The organism is Trinickia symbiotica (assembly GCF_002934455.1).
Classification (GTDB): Bacteria; Pseudomonadota; Gammaproteobacteria; order Burkholderiales; family Burkholderiaceae; genus Trinickia; species Trinickia symbiotica.
Window position 1 is genome coordinate 37909 of the sequence record NZ_PTIR01000013.1, and the last position, 22107, is coordinate 60015.

General features: G+C 64.3%; 18 protein-coding genes and 1 pseudogene. 8 read left to right on the forward strand and 11 right to left on the reverse strand.

Annotated features, from left to right (window positions below; genetic code table 11):
* Window positions 1–5: 5 nt before the first annotated feature.
* Window positions 6–1301 (reverse strand): annotated as a pseudogene (locus B0G57_RS18580) (MFS transporter).
* Between the two features lie 164 nt (window positions 1302–1465).
* On the opposite strand from B0G57_RS18580, the gene B0G57_RS18585 reads away from it, so the two are divergent.
* Window positions 1466–2113, forward strand: coding sequence for a TetR/AcrR family transcriptional regulator (locus B0G57_RS18585; protein WP_026229609.1), 648 nt, complete (start codon window positions 1466–1468; stop codon window positions 2111–2113).
* Between the two features lie 10 nt (window positions 2114–2123).
* A complete protein-coding gene (locus B0G57_RS18590) occupies window positions 2124–2723 on the forward strand; it encodes a DUF1415 domain-containing protein (protein WP_018440355.1) in 600 nt (199 codons plus the stop codon).
* A 9-nt stretch (window positions 2724–2732) separates the two neighbouring features.
* Here the strand turns inward: B0G57_RS18590 and B0G57_RS18595 are convergent, their stop codons facing one another.
* A complete protein-coding gene (locus tag B0G57_RS18595; RefSeq protein WP_018440356.1) occupies window positions 2733–3626 on the reverse strand; it encodes a class I SAM-dependent methyltransferase in 894 nt (297 codons plus the stop codon).
* Window positions 3627–4057: 431 nt separating this feature from the next.
* Between B0G57_RS18595 and B0G57_RS18600 the strand changes: the two genes are divergently transcribed.
* Window positions 4058–4384 carry a hypothetical protein gene (locus B0G57_RS18600; RefSeq protein ID WP_018440357.1) on the forward strand — a complete coding sequence of 109 codons (327 nt, stop codon included), beginning with the start codon at window positions 4058–4060 and terminating at the stop codon, window positions 4382–4384.
* Window positions 4385–4431: 47 nt separating this feature from the next.
* Here the strand turns inward: B0G57_RS18600 and B0G57_RS18605 are convergent, their stop codons facing one another.
* From B0G57_RS18605 to B0G57_RS18625, 5 genes are all read right to left on the reverse strand, one after another.
* The gene (locus B0G57_RS18605; protein ID WP_051090015.1) at window positions 4432–5571 is read right to left on the reverse strand and encodes a methyltransferase; all 1140 of its coding nucleotides are present in this window, start codon (window positions 5569–5571) and stop codon (window positions 4432–4434) included.
* A gap of 55 nt (window positions 5572–5626) precedes the next feature.
* On the reverse strand, window positions 5627–7516 hold the full coding sequence (locus tag B0G57_RS18610) for an EAL domain-containing protein (RefSeq protein WP_051090012.1): 1890 nt from the start codon (window positions 7514–7516) through the stop codon (window positions 5627–5629).
* Between the two features lie 141 nt (window positions 7517–7657).
* Entirely contained in the window at window positions 7658–9163 is a 1506-nt protein-coding gene (locus tag B0G57_RS18615) for an efflux transporter outer membrane subunit (RefSeq protein ID WP_018440359.1), read from the reverse strand.
* 23 nt (window positions 9164–9186) lie between these two features.
* Window positions 9187–10791, reverse strand: coding sequence for a DHA2 family efflux MFS transporter permease subunit (locus B0G57_RS18620; protein ID WP_018440360.1), 1605 nt, complete (start codon window positions 10789–10791; stop codon window positions 9187–9189).
* Entirely contained in the window at window positions 10784–11959 is a 1176-nt protein-coding gene (locus tag B0G57_RS18625) for an HlyD family secretion protein (RefSeq protein ID WP_018440361.1), read from the reverse strand. The genes B0G57_RS18620 and B0G57_RS18625 overlap by 8 nt, the downstream gene beginning before the upstream one ends.
* Before the next feature lie 98 nt (window positions 11960–12057).
* On the opposite strand from B0G57_RS18625, the gene B0G57_RS18630 reads away from it, so the two are divergent.
* Window positions 12058–12801, forward strand: a complete 744-nt coding sequence (locus B0G57_RS18630) for a CerR family C-terminal domain-containing protein (RefSeq protein WP_018440362.1) — start codon at window positions 12058–12060, stop codon at window positions 12799–12801.
* A gap of 192 nt (window positions 12802–12993) precedes the next feature.
* Here the strand turns inward: B0G57_RS18630 and B0G57_RS18635 are convergent, their stop codons facing one another.
* On the reverse strand, window positions 12994–13890 hold the full coding sequence (locus B0G57_RS18635) for a LysR family transcriptional regulator (RefSeq protein WP_018440363.1): 897 nt from the start codon (window positions 13888–13890) through the stop codon (window positions 12994–12996).
* Window positions 13891–13989: 99 nt separating this feature from the next.
* On the opposite strand from B0G57_RS18635, the gene B0G57_RS18640 reads away from it, so the two are divergent.
* Genes B0G57_RS18640 through B0G57_RS18650 form a run of 3 tightly spaced genes read left to right on the forward strand, consistent with a single transcriptional unit; the run spans window position 13990 to window position 16985 of the window.
* On the forward strand, window positions 13990–15297 hold the full coding sequence (locus B0G57_RS18640; protein ID WP_018440364.1) for a CitMHS family transporter: 1308 nt from the start codon (window positions 13990–13992) through the stop codon (window positions 15295–15297).
* Window positions 15298–15311: 14 nt separating this feature from the next.
* Window positions 15312–16676: an acyclic terpene utilization AtuA family protein gene (locus B0G57_RS18645; protein ID WP_026229611.1), complete on the forward strand. Its 1365-nt coding sequence runs from the start codon at window positions 15312–15314 to the stop codon at window positions 16674–16676.
* Entirely contained in the window at window positions 16677–16985 is a 309-nt protein-coding gene (locus tag B0G57_RS18650; protein WP_018440366.1) for an AtuA-related protein, read from the forward strand.
* Window positions 16986–17127: 142 nt separating this feature from the next.
* Here B0G57_RS18650 and B0G57_RS18655 read toward each other — a convergent pair whose 3' ends face one another.
* The 3 genes from B0G57_RS18655 to B0G57_RS18670 all read right to left on the reverse strand — a co-directional run bounded on the left by B0G57_RS18655 (window position 17128) and on the right by B0G57_RS18670 (window position 20696).
* A complete protein-coding gene (locus B0G57_RS18655; protein WP_146013387.1) occupies window positions 17128–18174 on the reverse strand; it encodes a hypothetical protein in 1047 nt (348 codons plus the stop codon).
* Window positions 18175–18825: 651 nt separating this feature from the next.
* Entirely contained in the window at window positions 18826–19782 is a 957-nt protein-coding gene (locus B0G57_RS18660) for an aldo/keto reductase (RefSeq protein ID WP_018440368.1), read from the reverse strand.
* Between the two features lie 428 nt (window positions 19783–20210).
* On the reverse strand, window positions 20211–20696 hold the full coding sequence (locus B0G57_RS18670; RefSeq protein ID WP_102607200.1) for an arsinothricin resistance N-acetyltransferase ArsN1 family B: 486 nt from the start codon (window positions 20694–20696) through the stop codon (window positions 20211–20213).
* Between the two features lie 308 nt (window positions 20697–21004).
* Here B0G57_RS18670 and B0G57_RS18675 point away from each other — a divergent pair, with 308 nt between their 5' ends.
* Window positions 21005–22048 (forward strand): alpha/beta fold hydrolase, encoded by a 1044-nt coding sequence (locus B0G57_RS18675; protein WP_026229612.1) that lies wholly within the window; start codon window positions 21005–21007, stop codon window positions 22046–22048.
* Window positions 22049–22107 lie beyond the last annotated feature (59 nt).

The following is a 22107-nucleotide window of genomic DNA, read 5'->3' on the forward strand; positions in this document are numbered from 1 at the left end:
GGGCGTCACGCGCGCTCGACCAAGGCGCCCACCGTGCGCACGGTGCCGCGCCGATGAATTCGAAGCACGACGAGCGCCGCGACAAGGCACAGACCCCCCGAGATCGTCGACGCCAAGGTGTAAGTGCCGAGATCGGCTCGCAGCAAGCCGGCGCCGAATGCCGCGAAGGCCGCGCCGAGCTGATGGCCGGCGACGATCCAGCCGAACACGACGGGCGCCGCCTCCTTGCCGAAGACGTCGGTGGTGAGGCGCACCGTCGGCGGCACCGTAGCGATCCAATCGAGTCCGTAGAACATCGCGAACAGCGGCAGGCCGAAGAAATCGATGCCGAATGCGTGGGGCAGATAGACCAGCGACAGCCCGCGCAGCCCGTAATATCAGAAAAGCAGCACGCGGCTGTTGAAACGATCCGAGAGCCAACCCGAGAGCGTCGTTCCGAAGAGGTCGAAGACGCCCATCGCCGCGAGCAGGGAAGCCCCCTGTACTTCGGTCATCCCATAGTCGCCGCACATCGCGATGAGGTGAGTGCCGATATAGCCGTTGGTGCTCGCGCCGCAGACAAAAAAGCTGAAGAAAAGCAGCCAGAAATCGCGGTTTTTGCTTGCCGACAAGAGCGTGCCGAAAGCGAGCGCCAGCGGGTTTTGCTTCGTGGCTGCCGCGGCCGGCGGCGCATCGGGCGCTTCGCCATACGGGCGCAGCGCGACGTCGGCCGGACGCTCGGGCAAGAACAGCGCGACGAGCGGCAGCACGATAGCGGCGACAACGGCGACGATGAGCACGACAGGGCGCCATCCGTGATGCTCGGCCACCGTGGCGAGCATCGGCAGAAAGACGAGCTGGCCCGTGGCCGAGCTCGCGGTCAGAATGCCCATTACGAGCCCGCGCCGCTCGACGAACCAACGATTGACGACGGTTGCCGAGAGCGTCAGCGCCGCGACGCCTGTCGCACTGCCGACCATCACTCCCCACACGAGGACCATTTGCCAAGGCGCCGTCATCATCGACGAGAGCGCCACGCCGGCCGCCATCGTGCCGAGCGCCGCGTAGAGCGTCGGCCGCACGCCGAAGCGCTGCATGGCCGCCGCCGCGAACGGCCCCGTCAGACCATAGAGCGCGATGTTCACCGATATCGCGAGCGAGATCGTGGCGCGGCTCCAGCCGAGGTCGTGCTCGAGCGGCAGCATGAGAACGCTCGGCGTTGCGCGCGTGCCCGCGGCCGCCAGCAGTACGAGGAAGACGACGGCCGCCACGAGCCATCCATAGTGAAACCGCGTTGCGATCCGCTTCGCCAGCCAGTTCATTCGTATTCCTTATCGCGTTCGGCGCCACGGTGGCGCTGAGCTCATCTGGTGCTCGTTCGTTTTGTCCCGTTCCCGGTTGTGACAACTTGGTCACAAACGTGAGTTGCCATCCTAGTGACCGGTCAGTAACATGTCAAGCGAGACAAATCTGATGTTGAGTGAACATGACCCGAACCGCAGTAGAGAAGCCCGCAGGCCCAAAATCCGACCGTGTGCAAGCGCGTCCTCACACGGCGGGGCCTGCCGCGCAGCAATTGCTGCTTCACGCCGCGGCAGAGCTGTTCTACCGTGAGGGAGTGCGGGCCGTCGGCGTCGATGCCGTCGTCGAACGCGCGGGCGTGAACAAAATGAGCCTTTATCGGCAGTTTTCGTCGAAAGACGAACTTGTCGTCGCCTATCTCGAGCGATCGAGTGAGCGCTTCTTCCAGCGCTTACAACGCAGCCTCGACAAGCACCCCGGCGATCCTGTCCGGCAGATTGCCCAGTATTTCGAGGACCTGACGGAGCGTGCTTCGGTCGAAGGGTACCGCGGCTGCCCGTTCGTCAACGTCTCCGCCGAGTTTCCCGATGCCAGCCACCCGGCGCGGCAATGCGTGCTGCGCAACAAGACTGAATTGATGGAGCGGTTGACGGCGCTCGCTGCGAGCGCCGGAGCGGACGATCCCGAAGCGTTGGCGAGCGCGCTCGCACTGCTGATCGAGGGCGTCTACGCCGCGAGCCAAACCTACGGCCCCGGATGCGACCCGATCAAGGCGGCGCCGCGCGTGGCGGCGCAACTCGTCGCCGCCGCCTGCTCCCGTTCACCGACGTAATCGTGCCCCGATGCCGCCGAATCCAGTAGCCGCCGATGCGGCAAACGCCACCGCCGCCGTCATCGCCGCCACGCAGCACTGGCTGACGCGCGCCGTGATCGGACTCAATTTGTGTCCGTTCGCCAAGGCCGTCCACGTCAAAGACCAGATCCGCTATGCGGTCAGCGAAGCGCACGATCTCGAAGGGGTGTTGACCGATCTCGAAGCCGAACTCAAAGGGCTCAAGGCGGCAGATCCGCAACGGATCGATACGACGCTCGTGATCTTTCCGCACGCGCTGGCCGACTTCGTCGAATTCAACGATTGCCTGTTCTTCGCGGAACGGCTCGTGCCCCAGATGCGTTTGGATGGCGTACTTCAGGTCGCGAGCTTCCATCCGCATTACCAGTTCGAGGGCAGCGACCCCGACGATATCGAGAACTACACGAACCGGGCGCCCTACCCGATCCTGCATCTGCTGCGAGAATCGAGCATCGCGCGCGCGGTCGACGCGTACCCTGACGCCGCCGGGATCTACGAACGCAATATGGAAACGCTGCGCCGCCTGGGCCACGATGGCTGGCGGAAGTTGATGAGTGAAACCCGCGACAACCACGAAGACAACGATTGAACGCCGGTGCTACCCGGCGCTCTCGCTCGAGGCTTCCACTGCGCCGCCAGCGTGCGATTGCTCGTCTGTCGCCGGCGCGAAAAACCGCTCGCGCAGTTCGTCGAGACCGAGGGTATCGAGCACTTGCACGAGCCGCTCGGCCGCCCGCCGACGCGGCAGATTCTTATACTGCGCGATGATGAGCTCGTTTTTCATCGAGTGCTCCCATCCGACGAGCTCCGTCACGCTGACCTGATACCCGTGCGCTTCGAGTTGCAGGCAGCGGAGCACGTTCGTCACCTGGCTGCCGAACTCGCGCGTATGGAGCGGGTGGCGCCAGATCTCGGTGAGCGCGTTGCCGAGCGATTTCCCCTTATTGCGGCGCAGCACGCCGGCCACTTCCGCCTGGCAGCACGGCACGACCACGATGCGGCTCGCGTGCTTGTGCAATGCGAAGCGAATCGCGTCGTCCGTGGCGGTATCGCAGGCATGGAGCGCCGTCACGATATCGACGACAGGCGGCAGCCGGTCCGACTCGATCGATGCGGCCACCGACAGGTTCAAAAACGACATCCGCTCGAAGCCGAGCCGCGCTGCCAGCGCCGTGGATTTGTCGACGAGCTCCGCCCGCGTTTCGATGCCGTAGATCCGCGAGCCGTCGCCGGGCGGCAGCGCCTTGAAGAACAGGTCGTAAAGAATGAAACCGAGATACGACTTGCCCGCGCCGTGGTCGACGAGCGAGACGCACCCCTTTTCCCGGTGCACTTCTTCGAGCAGCGGCTCGATGAACTGATAAAAATGATAGACCTGCTTGAGCTTGCGGCGGCTATCCTGGTTCATCTTGCCGTCGCGCGTGAGGATATGCAGCTCCTTCAGCAGCTCGACGGACTGATTTGGACGGATTTCGTAGGTTTTTGCGGACATCGAGGGCAGAACCTGCGGCCAAGTCGCCTCAAACGTGCGACAGCCTACAGAACAGCGGGAATGATCGCGTCAGTTTACCGAAAACGGCGCGGGGCGTTGCCGTCCGCCCACGCGCACCGATGGAACGGATTATGCACCGCCGGCCCCCGTTGCGCCGTCAGGGCAAGAAGCGGCAACGCCGGCACAGCCGGGGCGGATCACCCGGCGCGCCCGGCGCCATCGGCCTGGAAAGCGCTAATGAGCGATGCGTTGCCCGCATGCATGCCGCGAACGTCGTACAGGGGACCGGTCGAGGCGCGCTAAATGCGCGCATCGTGTTACGTGACAGCCGTAACCACAGAGTAACCGGCCGACGTAACGTCCGTGCATGCGGTTCCAGAGCAGTCGGCGGCATCTGGTGCAGGACCCAAGTTGAGGAAGGGACGACAGGGATGGCTACGATACCTAACGGAGACGCTGAGCAAAAGTTTCAGGCGATGCTCGCCACGCTCCTCGCGGCGCCAACCGGCTGGTCGGAAAAACAGCAGTTGGAGCTCGAGATGGCGCGCGACATTTCGGTGGAAATGCTGCGCCTCGCGGAATCGATGCGCGACACGACCGACGCCGGGCTGGAGACACTGCTCACGCTGCTCAAGTACGCGAAAGTGATCGACTTCATTCTCACGACGCTCGCATCGCGGCGCGACATTCGCCCGCAGACGCTTCGCGTCATCTTCAAGCTCGCCGGGCTGAAGGTCGACGAGGCGTATCCGGGCTGACGGTCTCCTCGCTTAAGCGCGGGTGGCGATGCGTTCGCCACGCGCGTTCATCGAGGAGCCGGGCGAACGGCGAGACGCCAGAGCGACGTCACCTCGGCCACCCTCGCGCGATAGAGCGGATCGCTTGCATCCGAGGCCTTCGGATGCTGGGGTCGTATGTCCTCGCGCCCGACGACTTCCAATCCCGCCTCGTCGAACATCGCCATCAGCGCATCCCGTGGGCGCAGCCCCAAGTGCTCTGCAAAATCCGACAGGATCAGCCACCCTTCGCCGCTGGGCTCGAGATGCGCCGCGAGTCCGCCGAGAAACCCGCGCAGCATCTGGCTTCCGGGATCGTAGACGGCGCGCTCGATCGGTGAGCTCGGGCGCGCGGGCAGCCACGGCGGATTGCAGACGACGAGCGGTGCGCGACCCGGCGGAAACAGGTCCGTCTTCACGATCTGGATACGATCGGCATAGCCGAGGCGCGCCGTGTTCTCGCGTGCGCAGTCGAGCGCGCGCTCGTCGTTGTCGGTCGCGACGATGCGCGCGACGCCGCGCTTCGCGAGCACGGCCGCGAGCACGCCCGTCCCGGTGCCGATATCGAATGCGAGCGCGGTCGTAGGCAGCGGCGCACGCGCGACGAGTTCGACGTACTCGCCGCGCACCGGCGAGAAAACACCATAGTGCGGATGAACGTGCGCCCCACCTAACGCCGCAATCGCCACCCCTTTCTTGCGCCATTCGTGCGCGCCGATCAAGCCCTGCAACTCTCTCAGCGATACGATCGAAGGCGCATGGGCCTCCCCGTACGCTTCGAGACAGGCGGCGCGTACGTCGGGGGCACGTCGCAACGGAATCGCGTAATCGGCGTCGAGCGGTATCAACAGCATGCCGAGCGTACGTGCGCGCTGCGCCTGAGCCTGCCGGTGCAGGTTGAACGCATCGAGCGGCGCGTCGGCGGTCTTGCGCGGCTTGCGGTCGATACGGCGCGCCATCGCCTGCAGCAGTTGGCGCGCGTTCTGAAAGTCGCCGCGCCAAAGGAGCGCCACGCCTTCACAGGCTTGAGCGTAGGCCGCGTCGGCCGTGATGCGGTCGTCGACGACAGCCACGCGCTTCGGCACGGGTACACCGGCTTCCGAGCGCCAAAGCGCGTTATGCGAAACGCCGCCTTCCATCCAGCCGATCGAGTTTTGAGAGGGATGCATGTCGCATTGTCGCATCCCGCGGCCTCGCAAGAGAAACCGCAAACCGTTCGCGGGCTCAAACGATCAAGGCGCTGCCTTGCGTCGCGAGCGGCGGGTTCGGCAGCGGGCCGCCCTCGCGCATGAGTCGCGTGATGCTTTCGGCATCGAGTGCCTTGCTGTAGAGAAAGCCCTGTGCTTCGAAGCAGCCGAGCGCCAGCAGGAAATCCTGCTGCGCGGACGTCTCGACACCCTCGGCGATCACGCCGAGGCCCAGCGCCTTCGCGAGCTTCACGATCGCGGTCGCGATGGCGCCGGTCTCGCGCCCCCCCTGCCCTATGCCCTCCACGAAGGCCCGGTCGATCTTGATGCGATCCACGGGCAGCGTGCGCAACTGGTTGAGGCTCGAGTAACCGATGCCGAAATCGTCGATTGCGACGGTGACGCCGGCGCGGCGAAAGTCGTAAAGCCGGCGCACCGCCAACTCGGGCTGCTTCATGAGTGCCGTCTCGGTGACCTCGAGCTCGATCGTGGCGGGGTCGACGCCTGTTTCCCGTACGATCGCTTGGAACGCCTCGACGACGTTCCCGCGCTGCAACTGCAGCGCCGAGAGATTGATCGACAGGCGCTTCGGCCGCACGCCGGCACTGCGCCAAAGGGCCGACTGACGGCATGCCTCGCGCAGCACCCATTCCCCGAGGTCCGATACCAGCCCGGAGCCCTCCGCGACCGGAACGAACAGCGCGGGCTCGACGTCGCCGTATAGCTCATCGCGCCAACGCACGAGCGCCTCGACGCCGACGAGCTTTCCGTCACGCATATCGACCTGGGGCTGGTAGTGCAGACGCAGCGTGCCCGACTCGATCGCCTTTCTGAGCCGACTCGACAGCTTGAGCCTCGCGTCGGCCGCCTCACTCATTTCCGCGCGGTAGTAGGCGCAGCAATTGCGGCCGCGGCTTTTGGCGACGTACATCGCCATGTCGGCCGAACGAATGAGCGCTTCGGCGTCGCTGCCGTGGACCGGAAACACACTGATGCCGATGCTCGCGCCGATGTGCAGCTCATGTCCGCCGGCATGAATCGGCTGCGCCATCGCCGCGAGGACGACGTCGGGCAGTTCGCGTCGATGCGCCCCGTCCGCGCCCGTCGTCACGATGAGAAACTCGTCGCCGCCGTAGCGGGCGACCAGGTCGCCGCCACGCGCGCAGCCCGAAAGACGCCGCGCCACCTCCACGAGCACTTGATCCCCGATGCCGTGTCCGAGCACATCGTTGACCGTCTTGAAGCCGTCGAGATCGATGAAGAGCACGAGGATCCGCCCGTCGGCCCAATCCGGATCGGCAAGCAGCGCCTGCAACCTCGTGCCGACCGTGACGCGATTCGCCAGTCCGGTCAGTGTGTCGCGCTCGCTGAGCTCGCGCAGCCGGCGCGAGCGGTCGAGCAGCTTGACCGAGACGTCGTGCGTCACCTTGGCGTACACGAGCGGGTAGACAAAGATGACGGGAAGCCATGCGGGCGCCATCCGCGCCGAGAGCGGATCTATTCGAGTGCCGAGGCCGATTATTCCTGACAGGACGCCCACGACGCTCGCCGCCATCCCGCCGAGAAAGATGGGCCAGCCGCCGACCGCCATGCTGTCGAGGGCGAACATCAAGAGGATGACGACAGTCGCGAGCGGCTCGAAATGGACCGCCGCGACGAGCCATCCGCCGAACGCGCAGTCGAAAATCAGATTCCACTGCTCGCGCTTTGGCGCGTCGCCTTTCCAGCGCACGCGCTGGTAGGCGATGTGTGGCCAGACGCAGCAGACGAAGAGCACGATGCCGAAGAGCCACGCTGGCGCCCGCTGCGCACGCAGCAGCAATAGCACCGGCGCCGCACCCATCGTGTAGCCGAGCACGCGTAGCTGATAGATGCGCCGCACAAGACTGGTCGTCCAGCCCGCATCGCCCCTTCCGGACGTAAGCACAGAGTTCCCCGACGGGTTTGTAGGATCTGACGAGAGTAGACCAGATCCCGCGAGTCAGCGAGCATTCAGGCGTCGATGCTACCCTCCCGGACGTATTAACGGCCAAGCACCGGAAACATTGAGGAGGCGGCCAAACCGGCGTCAGTCCGGTCGCCCACGCCAACCCAGGCCGAGGCTCTTCTGAACGAGCGCGTAATCCTTGAGCAGCTCGGCCTGGCCCGCCACGACGTCCTGTTGTGCCGAGAACTGCGTGCGCTGGGTATCGAGCAGATCGATGAGCGTCGATACGCCCGCCCGGTAGCGCTGCTGCATGAGGACCGAGGCGCGATCGGCCGAACGCTGCACCGCGTCCAGCCGCACGAGGTGCTCGCGCTGATGGCCGTAGCGCGAAAGGGCCGCATTGGCGTCTTGCAGGGCCGCGAGCACCGTCTTCTCGTACTTCGCGCTCGCCTCGTCGCGCGACGCTTCGGCGCTTCGGACGTTGGCCGCCGTGCGGCCGAAATCGAACGCGTTCCATTGCAGGAATGGCGCGCCGAACCACGAGAAGTTGTTCTTGTGAAAGAGGTGCCCCGGATTGGCGGCCGTGAAGCCGAGGTCTCCATAAAGCGTCAGCTTCGGAAAATAGTCGGCAATATGCTCGCCGATTTGCGCATTGCTCGCCGCCAATCGCCGCTCCGCGGCGCGCACGTCGGGGCGCTGCCGCATCAGCAGGGCCGGATCGCCCACGGGCACGGCCGCCGGCAATGACGGCAGCGGCCGTGCCGATGCGAGCTCGGCATCGAGCGCGCCGGGCGCGCGTCCCGTCAACACGGAGAGTCGGTCGAGCGATTCGGCAATCTGCTCATCCAGCGGGGCAATGGTCGCGCGCGTGGTTTCGACCTGGCTCGTGAGCCGCTCGACGTCGACGTCGGCCGCCGTGCCGCCCGCACGGCGCTGCTCGGTCAGCGTCAGCATGCGCTGCTGCAGTTCCGTCATATCGCGCGCCAATGCGAGGCGTTGCTGCTCGTCGCGCAGATCGAAGTAGGCCTGCGCCACTTCGGCCGCGAGCGCGACTTGCGTGTCGGCGAGATCGGCGTCGACGGCCTCGGCCTGAGCCGAGGCGGCCTCGACGGCACGCCGCGTACCGCCGAAGAGGTCGATCTCCCAGGAGGCCTGGAGCGTCGCCGCATAGAACTGCACCGGGCCGCCGCCGCTCGACGAGCCTTGTTGCGAGCCGTTGCCGCCCGACGAAAACAGGTTGCCGAGATCGGGCTGACGCATGCGCAGCGCGGCGGCATCGGCGCTGACCTTCGGCAGTTGATCGGCATGCTGCAGGTTCAGCTGCGCACGGGCTTCGCGAAGACGCGCCTCGGCCGCGTGGACATCAGGATTGTGCGCGAGCGCCGCATCGATCAGCGCATCGAGCTCCGCATCGCCAAGCGCGTGCCACCAATCGTTCGGAGCAGGACCGCTCGAGATGCCGGCCGATGGCGTGCGAACGAATGCCGGTGCGTGGACAGCATCGTTGGCCACCGGCGGCGCACCGCGGTAGTCCGGGCCGACGGTGCATGCGGCGAGCGCGACCGCGACTGTCACTGTGAGGCCGCTCGAGCGCAGAACAGTCGGCAACGAAGCGAGGGGCAAAGAACGGCGGATCTGCGTCGTCATGACATTGTTGGTCGTACTGATCGTTAGTGGCCCGAAGCCTGCGACGCGCCAGTCGATTGCGATTGCACAGGAGTCCTCAGCAATAGTGCAAGCGGAATGCAGACCAGGAGCGCGATAGCGAGCGCATAGAACGTTTCCGCGTACGTCATGACCGACGCCTGCACCTGAATCTGCACCGCAAGCTGACCGAGCGCGCGCATCTTCGCGTAGGCCATGTCGCCCGTCTGCACGAACCAATTGGCGGCGTTGGCCGCAATGCGCTCTTGGCCGATGACCGAGTTGGCCGTCAGCGACTCACGGATGGCCTCGGTATGGAAGGTCGTGCGCCGGTCGATGATGACACCGATGATCGCAAGACCGATCGAGCCACCGAGATTGCGCGCCATGTTGTAAAGCCCTGCCGCATCGCCCGAGTCTTCGCGCGAGACGGCGGCCATCGACGCCTGGTTGAGCGGCATCATCGCGAGCATCTGCCCCGCGCCGCGCAAAAGCTGCGACCAGACGAAGTCGCCGCCGGCACTTTGCGCGGTGAGGGTCGTATCGAGCAGGCAACTGCCGGCAAAACAGAGGAGCCCCGTCACCACGAGAATCCGGAAATCGACGGTCGAGAGCAGGCGCGGCAACAGCGGCATCATCAGGAACGAAGGTAGCCCCGAAAGGAGCATGATCGCGCCCGACTGCTCGGCGTTGTAGCCCGAGATGATGCCGAGGAACTGCGGCACGAGGTAGGAGACGCCATAGAGCCCGGCACCGACGGCGGTCACGATGACGATGACGCTCGCGTAGCGGGCATTGCTCATCAATGCGAGCCGCATGATCGGCTTCTTGGCGACGAACTGCGAGATACCGATGAGTATGAATCCCAGCGCGCTCAAGCAGGAGCAAAACACGATCTGCTGCGACTCGAACCACTGATGCCGCTGCCCTTCTTCGAGCACGACAGTCAGCGAGGAAAGACCGATCGACAGGCCCACTATGCCGATCCAATCGGCATTGACGAACTGATGCCAATGCGGCCGGTCGGCGGGAAGCCCCACGATCAGCAACGTAACAAGCGCGACGCAAACGGGCAGATTAATGAAGAAGCACCATCGCCATGAAATGTTCTCGGCGAGCCATCCGCCGACGACGGGGCCGAGCAGCGGCCCGAGCAGCACGATCAGGCCGAAAATCGTCATGCCGATCGACATCTGCGAGCGCGGCAGCCGGGTGCGAACGATCGTTTGCGCCGTCGGTATCATCGCGCCGCCCGTGAAACCCTGCCCGATGCGCCCGACGATCATCCACTCGAGCGAGCTCGAGAGCCCACACATCATCGAAAAGATCGTGAAGAGCGCCGCGTTGACGAGCAGGAAATTGCGCAGCCCGAACACGCGCGTGAGCCAGGCGGCGAGCGGGATCATGACGATCTCGGACATCAGGTAGCCCGTGGAGATCCAGGTCCCCTCGGTGCCCGTCGCGCCGACGGCGCCCTGAATCTGCGGCAACGCGGAGTTCGTGATCGAAATGTCGAGCGTCGCCATCAAGGCGCCGAGCGCGCCCGCGGCAACCGCGATCCAGTCGACGGGGCTCGCGCGCTCAGCTTGCGCGGGAGCGCGCGAGGACGAGATCGGCGACGCGTCAGCCATGTCGATTCTCGCCGGCGATCCGCTTGTCGTCTTCGCGCGCCGAGCGCGTATCGACATCGACGGTCACCGAAAGGCCCGGCAGCAAGACGCGACGCGTCTCGGGCCCCGTATCGATACGGATGCGCACGGGCACTCGCTGCACGATCTTCGTGAAGTTGCCCGTCGCATTCTCGGGCGGAAGCAGCGCGAACTGCGCGCCGGTGCCGGGCGCGAAGCTCTCGACGACACCATGGAGGTCGACGCCGTGCAGCGCGTCGACGTGAAGCGTCGCCGGCTGGCCGACGCGCATGCGTCCTACCTGCGTCTCCTTGAAGTTTGCTTCGAGGTAGACGTTCTGGACCGGGACGATCGTCAGAAGACGCGTGCCCGGCTGCACGTACTGGCCCACGCGCACCGTGCGGTCGCCGACCCGGCCTTTGATCGGGCTGTGGAGCGTCGTGTCGCGCAGATCGAGCCGCACCTGCTTCAGGTTGGCCTGCGCCGCTTCGAGCTGCGCGCGCGCCTGGGCAATCTGCGCCGTCGTGGCCGCGATTTGCGTCTCGGCCGAGTGGACCGCCGCGGCGTTCGACGCCAACGTCGCGCGCGCCTGGTCGCGCGTGCTGACCATATCGGCCAGGCGCTCCGCCGTCTCGGCTCCCGTTGCCGTGAGCGGCGCATAGCGGCGGACGTTGTCTTCGGCGTGCGCAAGCGCGACGCGCGCCACTTGCTCGTCCGCTTGCGCCTGCGCCACCTTGGCGCGCTCTTGCAACAGATCCGCCTGGGCGCGCTCGAGATCGGCCGCGCGTGCGTCGACGGTAGCCTGGGCCTGATCGACCGATGCCTGATACTGTCGCGCGTCTAGCCGCGCGAGCGGTGCGCCGGCCTCGACCGTCTGATTGTCCGCGACCAGTACCTCGGTGACGTACCCGCTCACTTTCGGTGCGATCGTGACGCCGTCGGCCTGAAGATAGGCGTCGTCCGTGCTTTCGATAAAACGACCGACCGTCCACCAGTGGACGAGCCAGACCGCCGCGCCAAGGCCGAGCGCAACGGCGAGTAGGATGAGCAAACCGCGCCTCTTTGGACGCGCCGGAGCGGCGCCACGCGAGGTATCCTCGGCCGGTTTGCCTTCGGCGACGGCATTGCGGGCCGGGCCGGCGCGCCTTGGGGCATCGACGGTTTCGGACATGAGGGATTCTCCTGAGGAAGCGCAGGCAATTATTCCAGTTGGAAAAAATGTGTCAAGTGATATATTTTCACCGCGATACGGGAAAGGAGTGAGAAGTCATGAGCGATGTGAAGCGGCTTCGCCGTCCGCCGGAAGGGGGTTATGCGCGCGGCGATGAAACGCGGCACCGCATCATCCACGCGGCAATCGAGCTTTTCGGGGAGCGTGGCTTCGCTGCGGCCTCGACGCGCGACATCGCGGCGCGCGCGGGCGTCAACGCGCCAGCGCTGCAGTACTACTTTGAAAACAAAGAAGGGGTCTACCGCGCCTGCGCCGAGCACATCGTCGAGACCGTGTGGGAGCGCTTCGAGCCGGTCGTGCAGCAGGCGACCGACGTGCTCGCCGGGTCAGCGGGGCCGGCCGCGCTCATCGACGCATTCGTCTCGATCCACGAAGCGATGGCCAGCAAAATCTTTTACGGGCCCCACGTGCCGGGGCTGCGTCTTTTTATGGTGCGGGAGCAGGCGGGGCAAGAGCCGCCGATCGCGTCACAAGTCCTGCAAGAGAAGTTGCGCATGCCGCTGAACCGCGTTTGCGCCTCGCTCGTCGCCAGAATCGGCGGCACCGCGTTCGATGATCCCGTGACACAGATCCGTACGCTGAGCCTGATGGGACAGTTGACCATTTTCCATCACGCGCCGCGCGCGATGCTGGCGGCCCTCGGCTGGCCGGAAATGGATGAGGAGAAGCTCGAGTTCGTCAAGACGGTCGTACGTGCCCAGACGCGCGCGTTGCTCGAGATGTGGAACGCCGAGCGCGAAGCGCGGCAGGCGTCGCAGGCAAGCGACGCGGCCGCCGCGTAAGACGAGGCGCGCCGCCGACCGGCTGCCTCATGCCTCGGCGGCAACGAGCCGGCGCTCGCTCCTCAATCGCGCGACAGTCGTGCCTATCGTAAGGACTGCCAAGCATGCGATCGGCACGATCATCGGCCCGAACGCGCTGCCGCTGACCCGCCAAATAACGCAGCGGCACGCCGGTCAGGCTGACCTTTCCGCTCAGCTCCCCTGCTTGAGCGCGTCGACCACGATTTCGGCGAATGCCTCGGCTGCGCGCGGCAATCCGCGGCCGCGCTTCTTGACGAGCATGATCGGGCGCAAGAAGCGCTCGTCGTCGATCGGGCGCGCGACCAAACTGCGTTCGGCGCGAATCTCGCGCGCCGACGCGGGCAGGATCGTGACGCCAAGCCGCGCACGTACCATGGCGACGGCGGTCATCATGTACGTCGGCTCGCAATTGATCACCGGCGCACGGCCGGCCTCCGCGAGCGCCGCGTCGACGACGGCTCGCACGCTCGTTCCCGTCGCCGTCAGGACGAGCGGGTGGGCGACGATGTCGTCGACGCCGATTTTGCGCTTCGTTGCCAGCGGATGGTTGCTCGGGCATACCACGCAAAGACGATCGTTGGCGGCATGGATCACCTCGATCGAAGGATCCGCGATCTCACCGCCCGTCACGCCGAGATCCGCCTCCTCGTTGCGAACGAGCTGATTGACGACGCTCGCCACCACATCGCGAATTTCGAACGAAATACTCGGCATGGCCTGCGATAGCGAGCGAATGCAGTCGGGCAGCACGCTCGATGCAAATGACGGCAAAGCGGCCACACGTACTCGCCCGCGCGCGCAATCGCTGAGCGCTCGAGCATCGTGCAGGACGCGCTCCATGTCATGCAGCGATTTCTGCATGAGCGGCAACAGTTCACGCCCGACCTCAGTCAACGCCACACTGCGGCTGTTGCGGTCGAAGAGTCGCGTGCCGACGATCTCTTCGAGCCGACGGATTTGCACCGTTAGCGCGGGCTGCGACAGGTGCAGCCTCGTGGCCGCGCGCGTGAAGCTACCCGTCTGCGCGACGGCAATAAAGGCGCGGATGTCGCGTAAGTTGAGATCCATCACTGTTTGTAATCGCTTCGATCAAATCGTTTCAATTGTTTTATCAACGGCGAAAAACTACGCTTATCGCCACCAAAAGACAAGATCGGAGACATTCGCATGCTGGCGTTGCTGGGAGTCCTGACTATTGCCGTGCTGCTCGCGGCGATCCTCACTAAACGGATGTCGCCGCTCGTCGCGCTGATCATCGTGCCAATCGTCGCCTCGCTGATCGGCGGTTTCGGTTTGCAAACGGGCAAGTTCGTGCTCGATGGGCTGAAGAGCCTCGCTCCGGTCGTCGGCATGTTCGTGTTCGCGATTCTCTACTTTGGCGTGATCACGGATGCCGGCACGCTCGATCCGATCATCGAGCGCATCGTGCGGACAGTCGGCACGCGCCCGACCCGCATCGTCATGGGCACCACGCTGCTCGCGCTGCTGATTCATCTGGACGGCTCGGGAGCCGTCTGCTTTCTCGTGACGATTCCCGCGATGCTGCCGCTGTACGACCGCCTCGGCATGGATCGACGCGTGCTGGCGGCGGCCGCCTCGATGGCTGCGGGCGTGAACTTTCTGCCCTGGACGGGGCCGATGATCCGGGCCTCGGCGTCGCTGCATTTGCCGGTAGCGGCGCTCTTCAATCCGCTGGTGCCCGTGCAGATCGTCGGGCTCGCATTCGTACTCGGCGCCGCTTATTGGCTCGGCCGACGCGAAGAAAAGCGCCTCGGGCTCGACGCCGGGTCCGGCAGTGGCGTCCCCCTGCCCCAGTTCGCGATCACCGATGAACAGAAGGCGCTGCGACGGCCGCGCAACTTCTGGTTCAACATCGTGTTGACGGTCTTCGTGCTCGGTTCGATGATCGCAATGGGAGAGAAGATGCCGCCGGCCATCATGTTCATGGTGGGCCTTTGCATTGCGCTGCTCGTGAACTACCCCGACGTCGAGATGCAGCGTCAGCGCATCGACGCGCATGCGCGGGCCGCGCTGATGATGGCCGGCATCCTGCTCGCTGCCGGCGCATTCACCGGAATCATGCAAGGCAGCGGCATGCTGAAGGCGATGGCGGGCGTCGCCGTCGGGTTCGTGCCCGCCGATATGGCCGCGCATATTCCGGTCGTGCTCGGTCTCCTGTCGATGCCGCTCAGCCTTCTGTTCGATCCCGATTCGTTTTACTTCGGAGTCCTGCCGGTTGTCGCCGAAGTCGCCGCCCAGCTCGGCGTGCCTGCCGTCAAGATTGGGCAGGCGGCCCTGCTCGGCCAAATGACGACCGGCTTTCCGATCAGTCCGCTCACGCCCGCGACGTTTCTCGTTTGCGGGCTGACGCGCGTCGATCTTGCCGACCATCAGAAGTTCACGTTTCCGCTGCTGTTCGGCGCGTCGATCGTCATGACGATCGCTTGCGTCGCGCTCGGCATCTTTTCTCTTTGACGCAATCGACGACGATGACAGCAGCCCAAGCCCAATCCAAGCGCATCGTGCGGCTCGGCGCAGGCGCCGGTTACTCGGGCGACAGAATCGAGCCTGCGGTCGAGCTCGCCGAACGCGGTGCCCTCGATTACCTGGTGTTCGAGTGCCTCGCCGAGCGAACCATCGCCCTCGCGCAGCAAGCGCGGCGGCATAACCCTCAGCGCGGCTACGATCCGCTGCTCGAAGCCCGTATGCGTGCGGTGCTGCCGCACGCCGTACTCAATGGCGTGCGCATCGTGTCGAACATGGGCGCGGCCAACCCGCATGCGGCTGCGCGCGCAACTGCCGAAATCGCGCGATCGCTCGGGTTGTCGGGCTTGAAGATCGCCGCTGTCTTAGGCGACGACGTTCTCGATATCGTGAAGCAAGGCGCCTATCGTTTCGAGGAGACCGGCCAAGCGGTCAGCACGCTCGGCGAAAGGATCGTGTCGGCGAATGCCTATCTCGGTGCCGAACCGATCGTTGCGGCGCTCTCGGCGGGAGCCGATATCGTGCTGACGGGTCGCGTGTCCGATCCGTCGCTCTTCGTGGCACCGCTCGCTTACGAGTTCGGGTGGGCCTTCGACGATTGGCGGCGGCTCGGGCAAGCGACCGTCGTCGGGCATTTGCTCGAGTGCGCGGGACAGGTCACGGGCGGCTACTTCGCCGATCCCGGCATCAAGGACGTTCCCGCCTTGGCGAGGCTCGGGTTTCCGATCGGCGAGGTGACGGAAGACGGCACCGTCGTCCTGACGAAGATCCCTTCCGCGGGCGGCTGCGTGACGGCGGCGACTTGCAAGGAGCAATTGCTCTACGAGATACACGATCCCAAGCGCTATCTACAGCCTGATGTCGTTGCCGATTTCACCGGTGTACGCATTGAAGAGCAAAGCCCTGATCACGTGCGTGTGACAGGAGGAACGGGAACGCCGCGGCCGTCTACGTTGAAGGCAAGCGTGGCGTTTGCCGATGGGTTCATCGGCGAGGGGCAGATTTCATATGGCGGCCCGGGTGCCGTCGATCGAGGACGGTTGGCGCTCGACATCGTCCGCGAGCGGCTGGCGCTCGCGGGCGTCGATGTTGGCGAGTTGCGCTTCGATCTCATTGGGGTCGACGCGCTCTATGGGCCCTCGTTGAGCATGAGTCACCCCGCACCGTATGAAGTTCGTGCCCGCGTGGCTGGGCGCGCGCCGACGCTCGAACAGGCGACGCGGATTGGCAACGAGGTCGAAACGCTCTATACGAACGGACCGGCCGGCGGCGGCGGTGCGACGAAGAGCGCGCGCGAGGTGATTGCCGTGCAGTCGGTGTTGGTTCCGCGCGAACTGGTCCAGCCATCATTCGAAATCGTGGAGGTTTGATTGAAGCTGCGAGACCTGGCCCATTCGAGGACCGGCGACAAAGGCAATACGCTCAACGTATCGGTCATTTGTCGGGATCCGCATGCCTACGCGCATGTGCTCGCGCATGTCACGCCCGAGCGCGTGAAAGCGCATTTAGCCGATCTGGTGCGCGGCGATGTCGTCCGCTACGAACTGCCTTTGATCGGCGCACTCAACTTCGTTTTACGTGAGGCGCTGGGCGGAGGCGTGACGCGTTCGCTCGCGCTCGACGCGCATGGCAAGTCCGTCAGCTCCGCCCTGCTGGATCTCGATATTCCCGCTCCGTAGTGGGCCGCTACATTCACTTGGCCCCGCGCTTCGCCGATCGCGAGCCCTCGAGCAAGCGATCGGGCCGAACTCTGTCGAGCCGGCTACCCGTCTGGAAGACCGGTAGCCGAACCGGGAACCGGCCGTCGATCATCAATGCGGCCTAATCCGTCGGGAGCACTTCCCCTTCTGACCAGTCGATACTGGCGACGACGCTCTCCGGAGCCGTGGCGGGCGTTCTGGCGGATGGGCCGTCATGCTGCGACGACGGGGTTTCAGTCACCGCCGAGGTACCGCCTGCCGCGTCCAACTGCGCTGCTTGCTCCGATGGAGAACCGGACGGAACATCAGCGGGTACCGACGAGGTATCAGTCGTAGCACGCGAGCCGTCGGCCGTGTCCGTCTGCCCCGCCTGCTGTGATTGATCGACGGATGGCGCCTCGTGCTGCTGCGATGGAGTATCGATCGTAGCCGGCGAATCGCCGGCTGCGTCCGACTGACTCAGGGGCCCGGATTGACTATCCGTCGCGGGAGGCTGCTCGTTCGTTGCCGGCGGATGGTACTCGCACGCCATCACCGCGACGCCATGGACCGTACCGGCGGTGGGTGCCTGCATCGTGTAGGCGACGGTGAGATTAGGCTTTGCTTTGTCGCTGCCGACGAGTTTAGACGTGAACGTATGCTGATCCGTCGGATCGCTCACGTACCCGATCGAGATGGCTCTCGCTGCCTTGGTTTGCGCGGCGTCGTTTCCAATCGAGTACTCCAGCGACAGATCGAAGACAGCCCTGCGCGATACGTCGCCCGATTTCAATACTTGGCGCTTTACATACACCTTCGCTGCGCCCGCGTTCACTTTGCCGGGCGGAGTATTACCATTGATTGCCACAGGCCGCGTAGCCGCCTGGAACTTGCAGTGGTACTCGGAGCCTTCATCGATAGTCAGAGCAAGTGCCTTCCCTACCGCCCATGCACGACCTTGATTTGCGTTGTACGTTGCACCGTTCGAATCGGCGCCCTGCGTCCAGCGGCCGATCGCGTACTCGCCATTGCCCGACAAATCGGTGATCGTTCCCGACGACAGCGAGGCGCGATCCCCAAATGCCCTATATGCGCCCGGTGCCGCTTCCTGAAGCACGGCGGCGTCGATTGCAGCACTGTGGAAGTTACCCCTGAGCACGCCGTATTCGGAAGAAGGCACTTGAGGCAAGACTAGCTCTACCTTCCCGTCAACAGCTTGCACTGATTGCGATTTCCCTTCCACTTTGATTCCGTTCGGAGCAGAACCGGCGGCCGTTTCCTTTTGGCTAGCCGCCGAACCGGGTCCGCCGCTGCCGCCGCCACAAGCACTTAACCCCATCGCTGCCAATACCGCGACGGCAGAGACAGCCAATGCCGCTCGACTGCACGGCAGATCCATGGATTTGTGTTTCATCGTTTCTCCCAGCTAGTTATTCGGGATCCCTCGTACCCCGTCCACAAAACAAGTCAGTACCTGGCACTGACTCGAAATCGCAAAATCGGCAAGCGTGATGCGCGTACATGTGCGCTCTTGCGTCTGCTCGAGCACGGACTTGCCGATGCATTGCCGACGATCGGCGGCGCATGTGCGCTCGCCAAACGAAGGCCGCAATGTAAACAACCACCGCAAGGAAATCGCTAGGAAGGGAAAATTCTCGGACGAAGAGAAGGTTGGAGCGTGAGAAAGGTCACCGCGCGCGGCCGCGCTGGTAACGATTTCCGCCGTATCCGAGTGATGGAAGAGTTCCGGGAAACGATCAATGGACCCCATCAACGGGCCCAAAGGCCGACCGATGCGGCGCGAACGAACCCCGCGCCGCATAGTCGCATTGAAACGTAGTTAGTGCTGCTCTGCGTACTCGCTAGCCCGATCGAGCAGCTCGACATCCTCTTTGTGCAGCCTAAGATCCGCGGCGGCCACCAACGCGCGCACCTGCTCGCGCGACGTCGCGCTCGCGATCGGCGCTGTCACGCTCGGCCGGGCGATCAGCCAAGCCAGCGCCACGCTCGCCTGTGTCGTGTTGTGGCGCGCGCTGACCTCGTCGAGGGCGTCAAGAATCCTTTGCCCGCGCGCGGTGAAATACTTCTCGACATTCCCGCCGCGCGCACTCTTTTTCAAATCGTCGCGGCCCCGATACTTGCCGCTCAAGAAGCCGCTCGCGAGCGAGTAGTACGTCACCACGGCAAGCTGGTTCCGCGCAGCGGCAGGCTCGATATCGCGCTCGTATTCCTGCCGGTCGTAAAGGTTGTATTCGGGCTGTACGACCTGATAGGCGGGCAGGCCGTTGCGCGCACTGATCGCCGCGGCCTCGTCGAGCCGCGCGCCGGTGTAGTTCGACGCGCCGATTACCCGGACCTTCCCCGCGTCGATCAGCTTCTGATACGCGCCGAGCGTTTCCTCGAGCGGGGTGTCCGCAAGATCGCGGTGAGAAAAATAAACGTCGATGTAATCGGTCTGCAAACGGCGCAGCGATTCGTCCGCTGCCTGCAGAATATTCGCCTGCGACAAACCCGGCCGTGCCTCGAGCATGCCGACTTTCGTCGCCAGTACGATCCGGTTCCGTTTGCCGCTTCGCTTGAGCCACTTGCCGATGATCGTCTCCGACTCGCCGCCCCGATTGCCCGGCGCCCAGCGCGAGTAGACGTCGGCCGTATCGATAAAGTCGATGCCGGCATCGACGAGCTCGTCCAACAGCGAAAACGACGTCGCCTCGTCCGCCGTCCAGCCGAACACGTTTCCGCCGAAACAGATCGGCGACACATCGAGCGCCGATCGGCCCAGTTTGCGCTTTTGCATCTTCGCCTCCGTCGTGAATGAGGCGAATCAGGATACTCGCCACGCCTCGACTTTGCAGGCCGGCGAACATGCGTTCGCGCTACGTCTCATTTGTGAGGCACTTGCGTCTTTCCTGTCCCTGCCGATTTGGCGCAAGCGCGACCTGAATCGGCGTGCCAATCGGGAGCCCGGGCGCATGACAAGCGCTCTTCGGCGTCTCATGCGAGACCGAGCGTAACCCTGCCCGCTACCGGCGGCACGGTCGCCATGCCGTTCACGGGATCGACCACCAATTTGTCGCTGACCTACCGCTTCAACCTGGCGAAAAAACTAAAGGACGGCACTTACGCGTGGCCGCTGACGATCATCGTTCGGCCGAACTGAACGAGAGCATCGCGGCCCCCTCGCCACGGCGCGGCAAGCGCATGCAGGTGCCGGCCGCGATGAGGCTATAGCGTAGTCTGCCAATAGCCCACGTCGATCCAACGCTCGAACTTGAAGCCGACTTCGTTGAAGTGCGCGACCTTCCGGAAGCCAAAGTGCTCATGCAGTGCCACACTGCCTTCATTCGGCAGGGCAATGCCGCCGATGACCACATGCGTCTTGCCCGACCGCAATCGGGCAAGCAGTGCGCCATAGAGCTCCGTACCGATGCCTTTCCCAGTGTGCTCGGCATCGACATAGACCGTGCTCTCGACCGAATAGCGGTACGCACAGCGTCCCTTCCATTTGCTGGCATACGCATAGCCGACAAGACGACCATCGAGCTCAGCGATCACCCAGGGCAGGCCGGCCGCGGTTACCTCGTGGATGCGTGAAGCCATCTCGCCGGAAGAGACCTCGTCCGTCTCGAAGGTGACGGTCGTATTCAAAACGTAGTGGTTGTATAGGCGCGAGATGGAGAAGGCATCCTCGGGCGCTCCGGTGCGGATCACTTCGTTCTCCTATGATTCCATCATTCAGAGACCGACTCTCTGGAGTCGTCGTCAAGCGCTCAGTCAGCGCACCAATATACATTCGCCATGACGCAATTCAACTTGTTTGTATCGATTTTGAATCGATGTGTGTAGCAACTCCTGGCCGATACATTGAAATACAAAACGTCTGAACGGACCGGATATAAAGCGGGTGATGCGCTCCGTCCGCCATCGAGGAGAGCGCAATCGATCGAAAAAGCAGGTGATGTTTGTGGTCCGTGGTCGGCCGCATCGATCTTCCGAACAACCCAACCGGAGCATTCGCCATGTCAGATCCCGTCAATATCCGCCGCCGCAGAATACTCGGTACGACGCTCGCCAGCGTCAGCCTGTTGGACCTAAGCCTGAGCAGTCTTGCGAACGCCAAGTCGTCGCACACCGCTTCCGCGAAAAAACGCACGAGCGGCAACGCGTCGTTCGGTGAAATTCAACAAATCAATGCAGGCGTCCTCAACGTGGGTTATGCCGAAGCCGGACCGAAGAACGGGCCGGTGGTGATACTGCTGCACGGTTGGCCTTACGACATCTACAGCTACGCGGAAGTCGCCCCGCTTTTGGCGTCGACCGGCTATCGCGTGATCGTGCCGTATCTGCGCGGCTACGGGTCGACGCGCTTTCTCTCGGCCGATACGCCTCGCAACGGTCAGCAAGCTGTTACGGCTGTCGACATCGTCGCGTTGATGGACGCGCTGAAAATCGATCAGGCGGTGTTCGGCGGCTACGACTGGGGCGCGCGCACGGCCGATACCATTGCGGCACTATGGCCCGAGCGCGTCAAAGCGCTGGTATCCGTGAGCGGTTACCTGATCGGAAGTCAGGCCGCGAACGAGAAGCCGCTGCCGCCGAAGGCCGAACTGCAATGGTGGTATCAGTACTACTTCGCGACGGAGCGCGGCGCGCTCGGCTACGAGGCGAACCGCGACGCCTTCAACAAGCTGATCTGGCAACTCGCCTCGCCGAAGTGGGACTTCGACGACGCGACTTACGAGCGGTCGGCCGCATCGTTTCAGAACCCGGACCACGTAGCCGTCGTCATTCACAACTATCGCTGGCGGCTCGGGCTTGCACAGGGCGAAGCGCAATACGACAGCATCGAAAAACGCCTGGCTACCGGCCCGACCATCTCGGTGCCGACCATCACGCTCGAAGGCGATGCCAATGGCGCGCCGCACCCTGAGCCCGCGGCGTATGCAAAGAAATTCACCGGCAAGTACGTGCATCGGACCATCGGCGGCGGCATCGGCCACAACCTTCCGCAGGAAGCGCCGGAGGCATTCGCCGATGCGATCAAGCAAGTCGTGCAGTTGTGACCGAGCCGGTCAGACGCAACGTGCGCTCACGCCCGCGTTGCGTCGAGACGGTCGCTGGC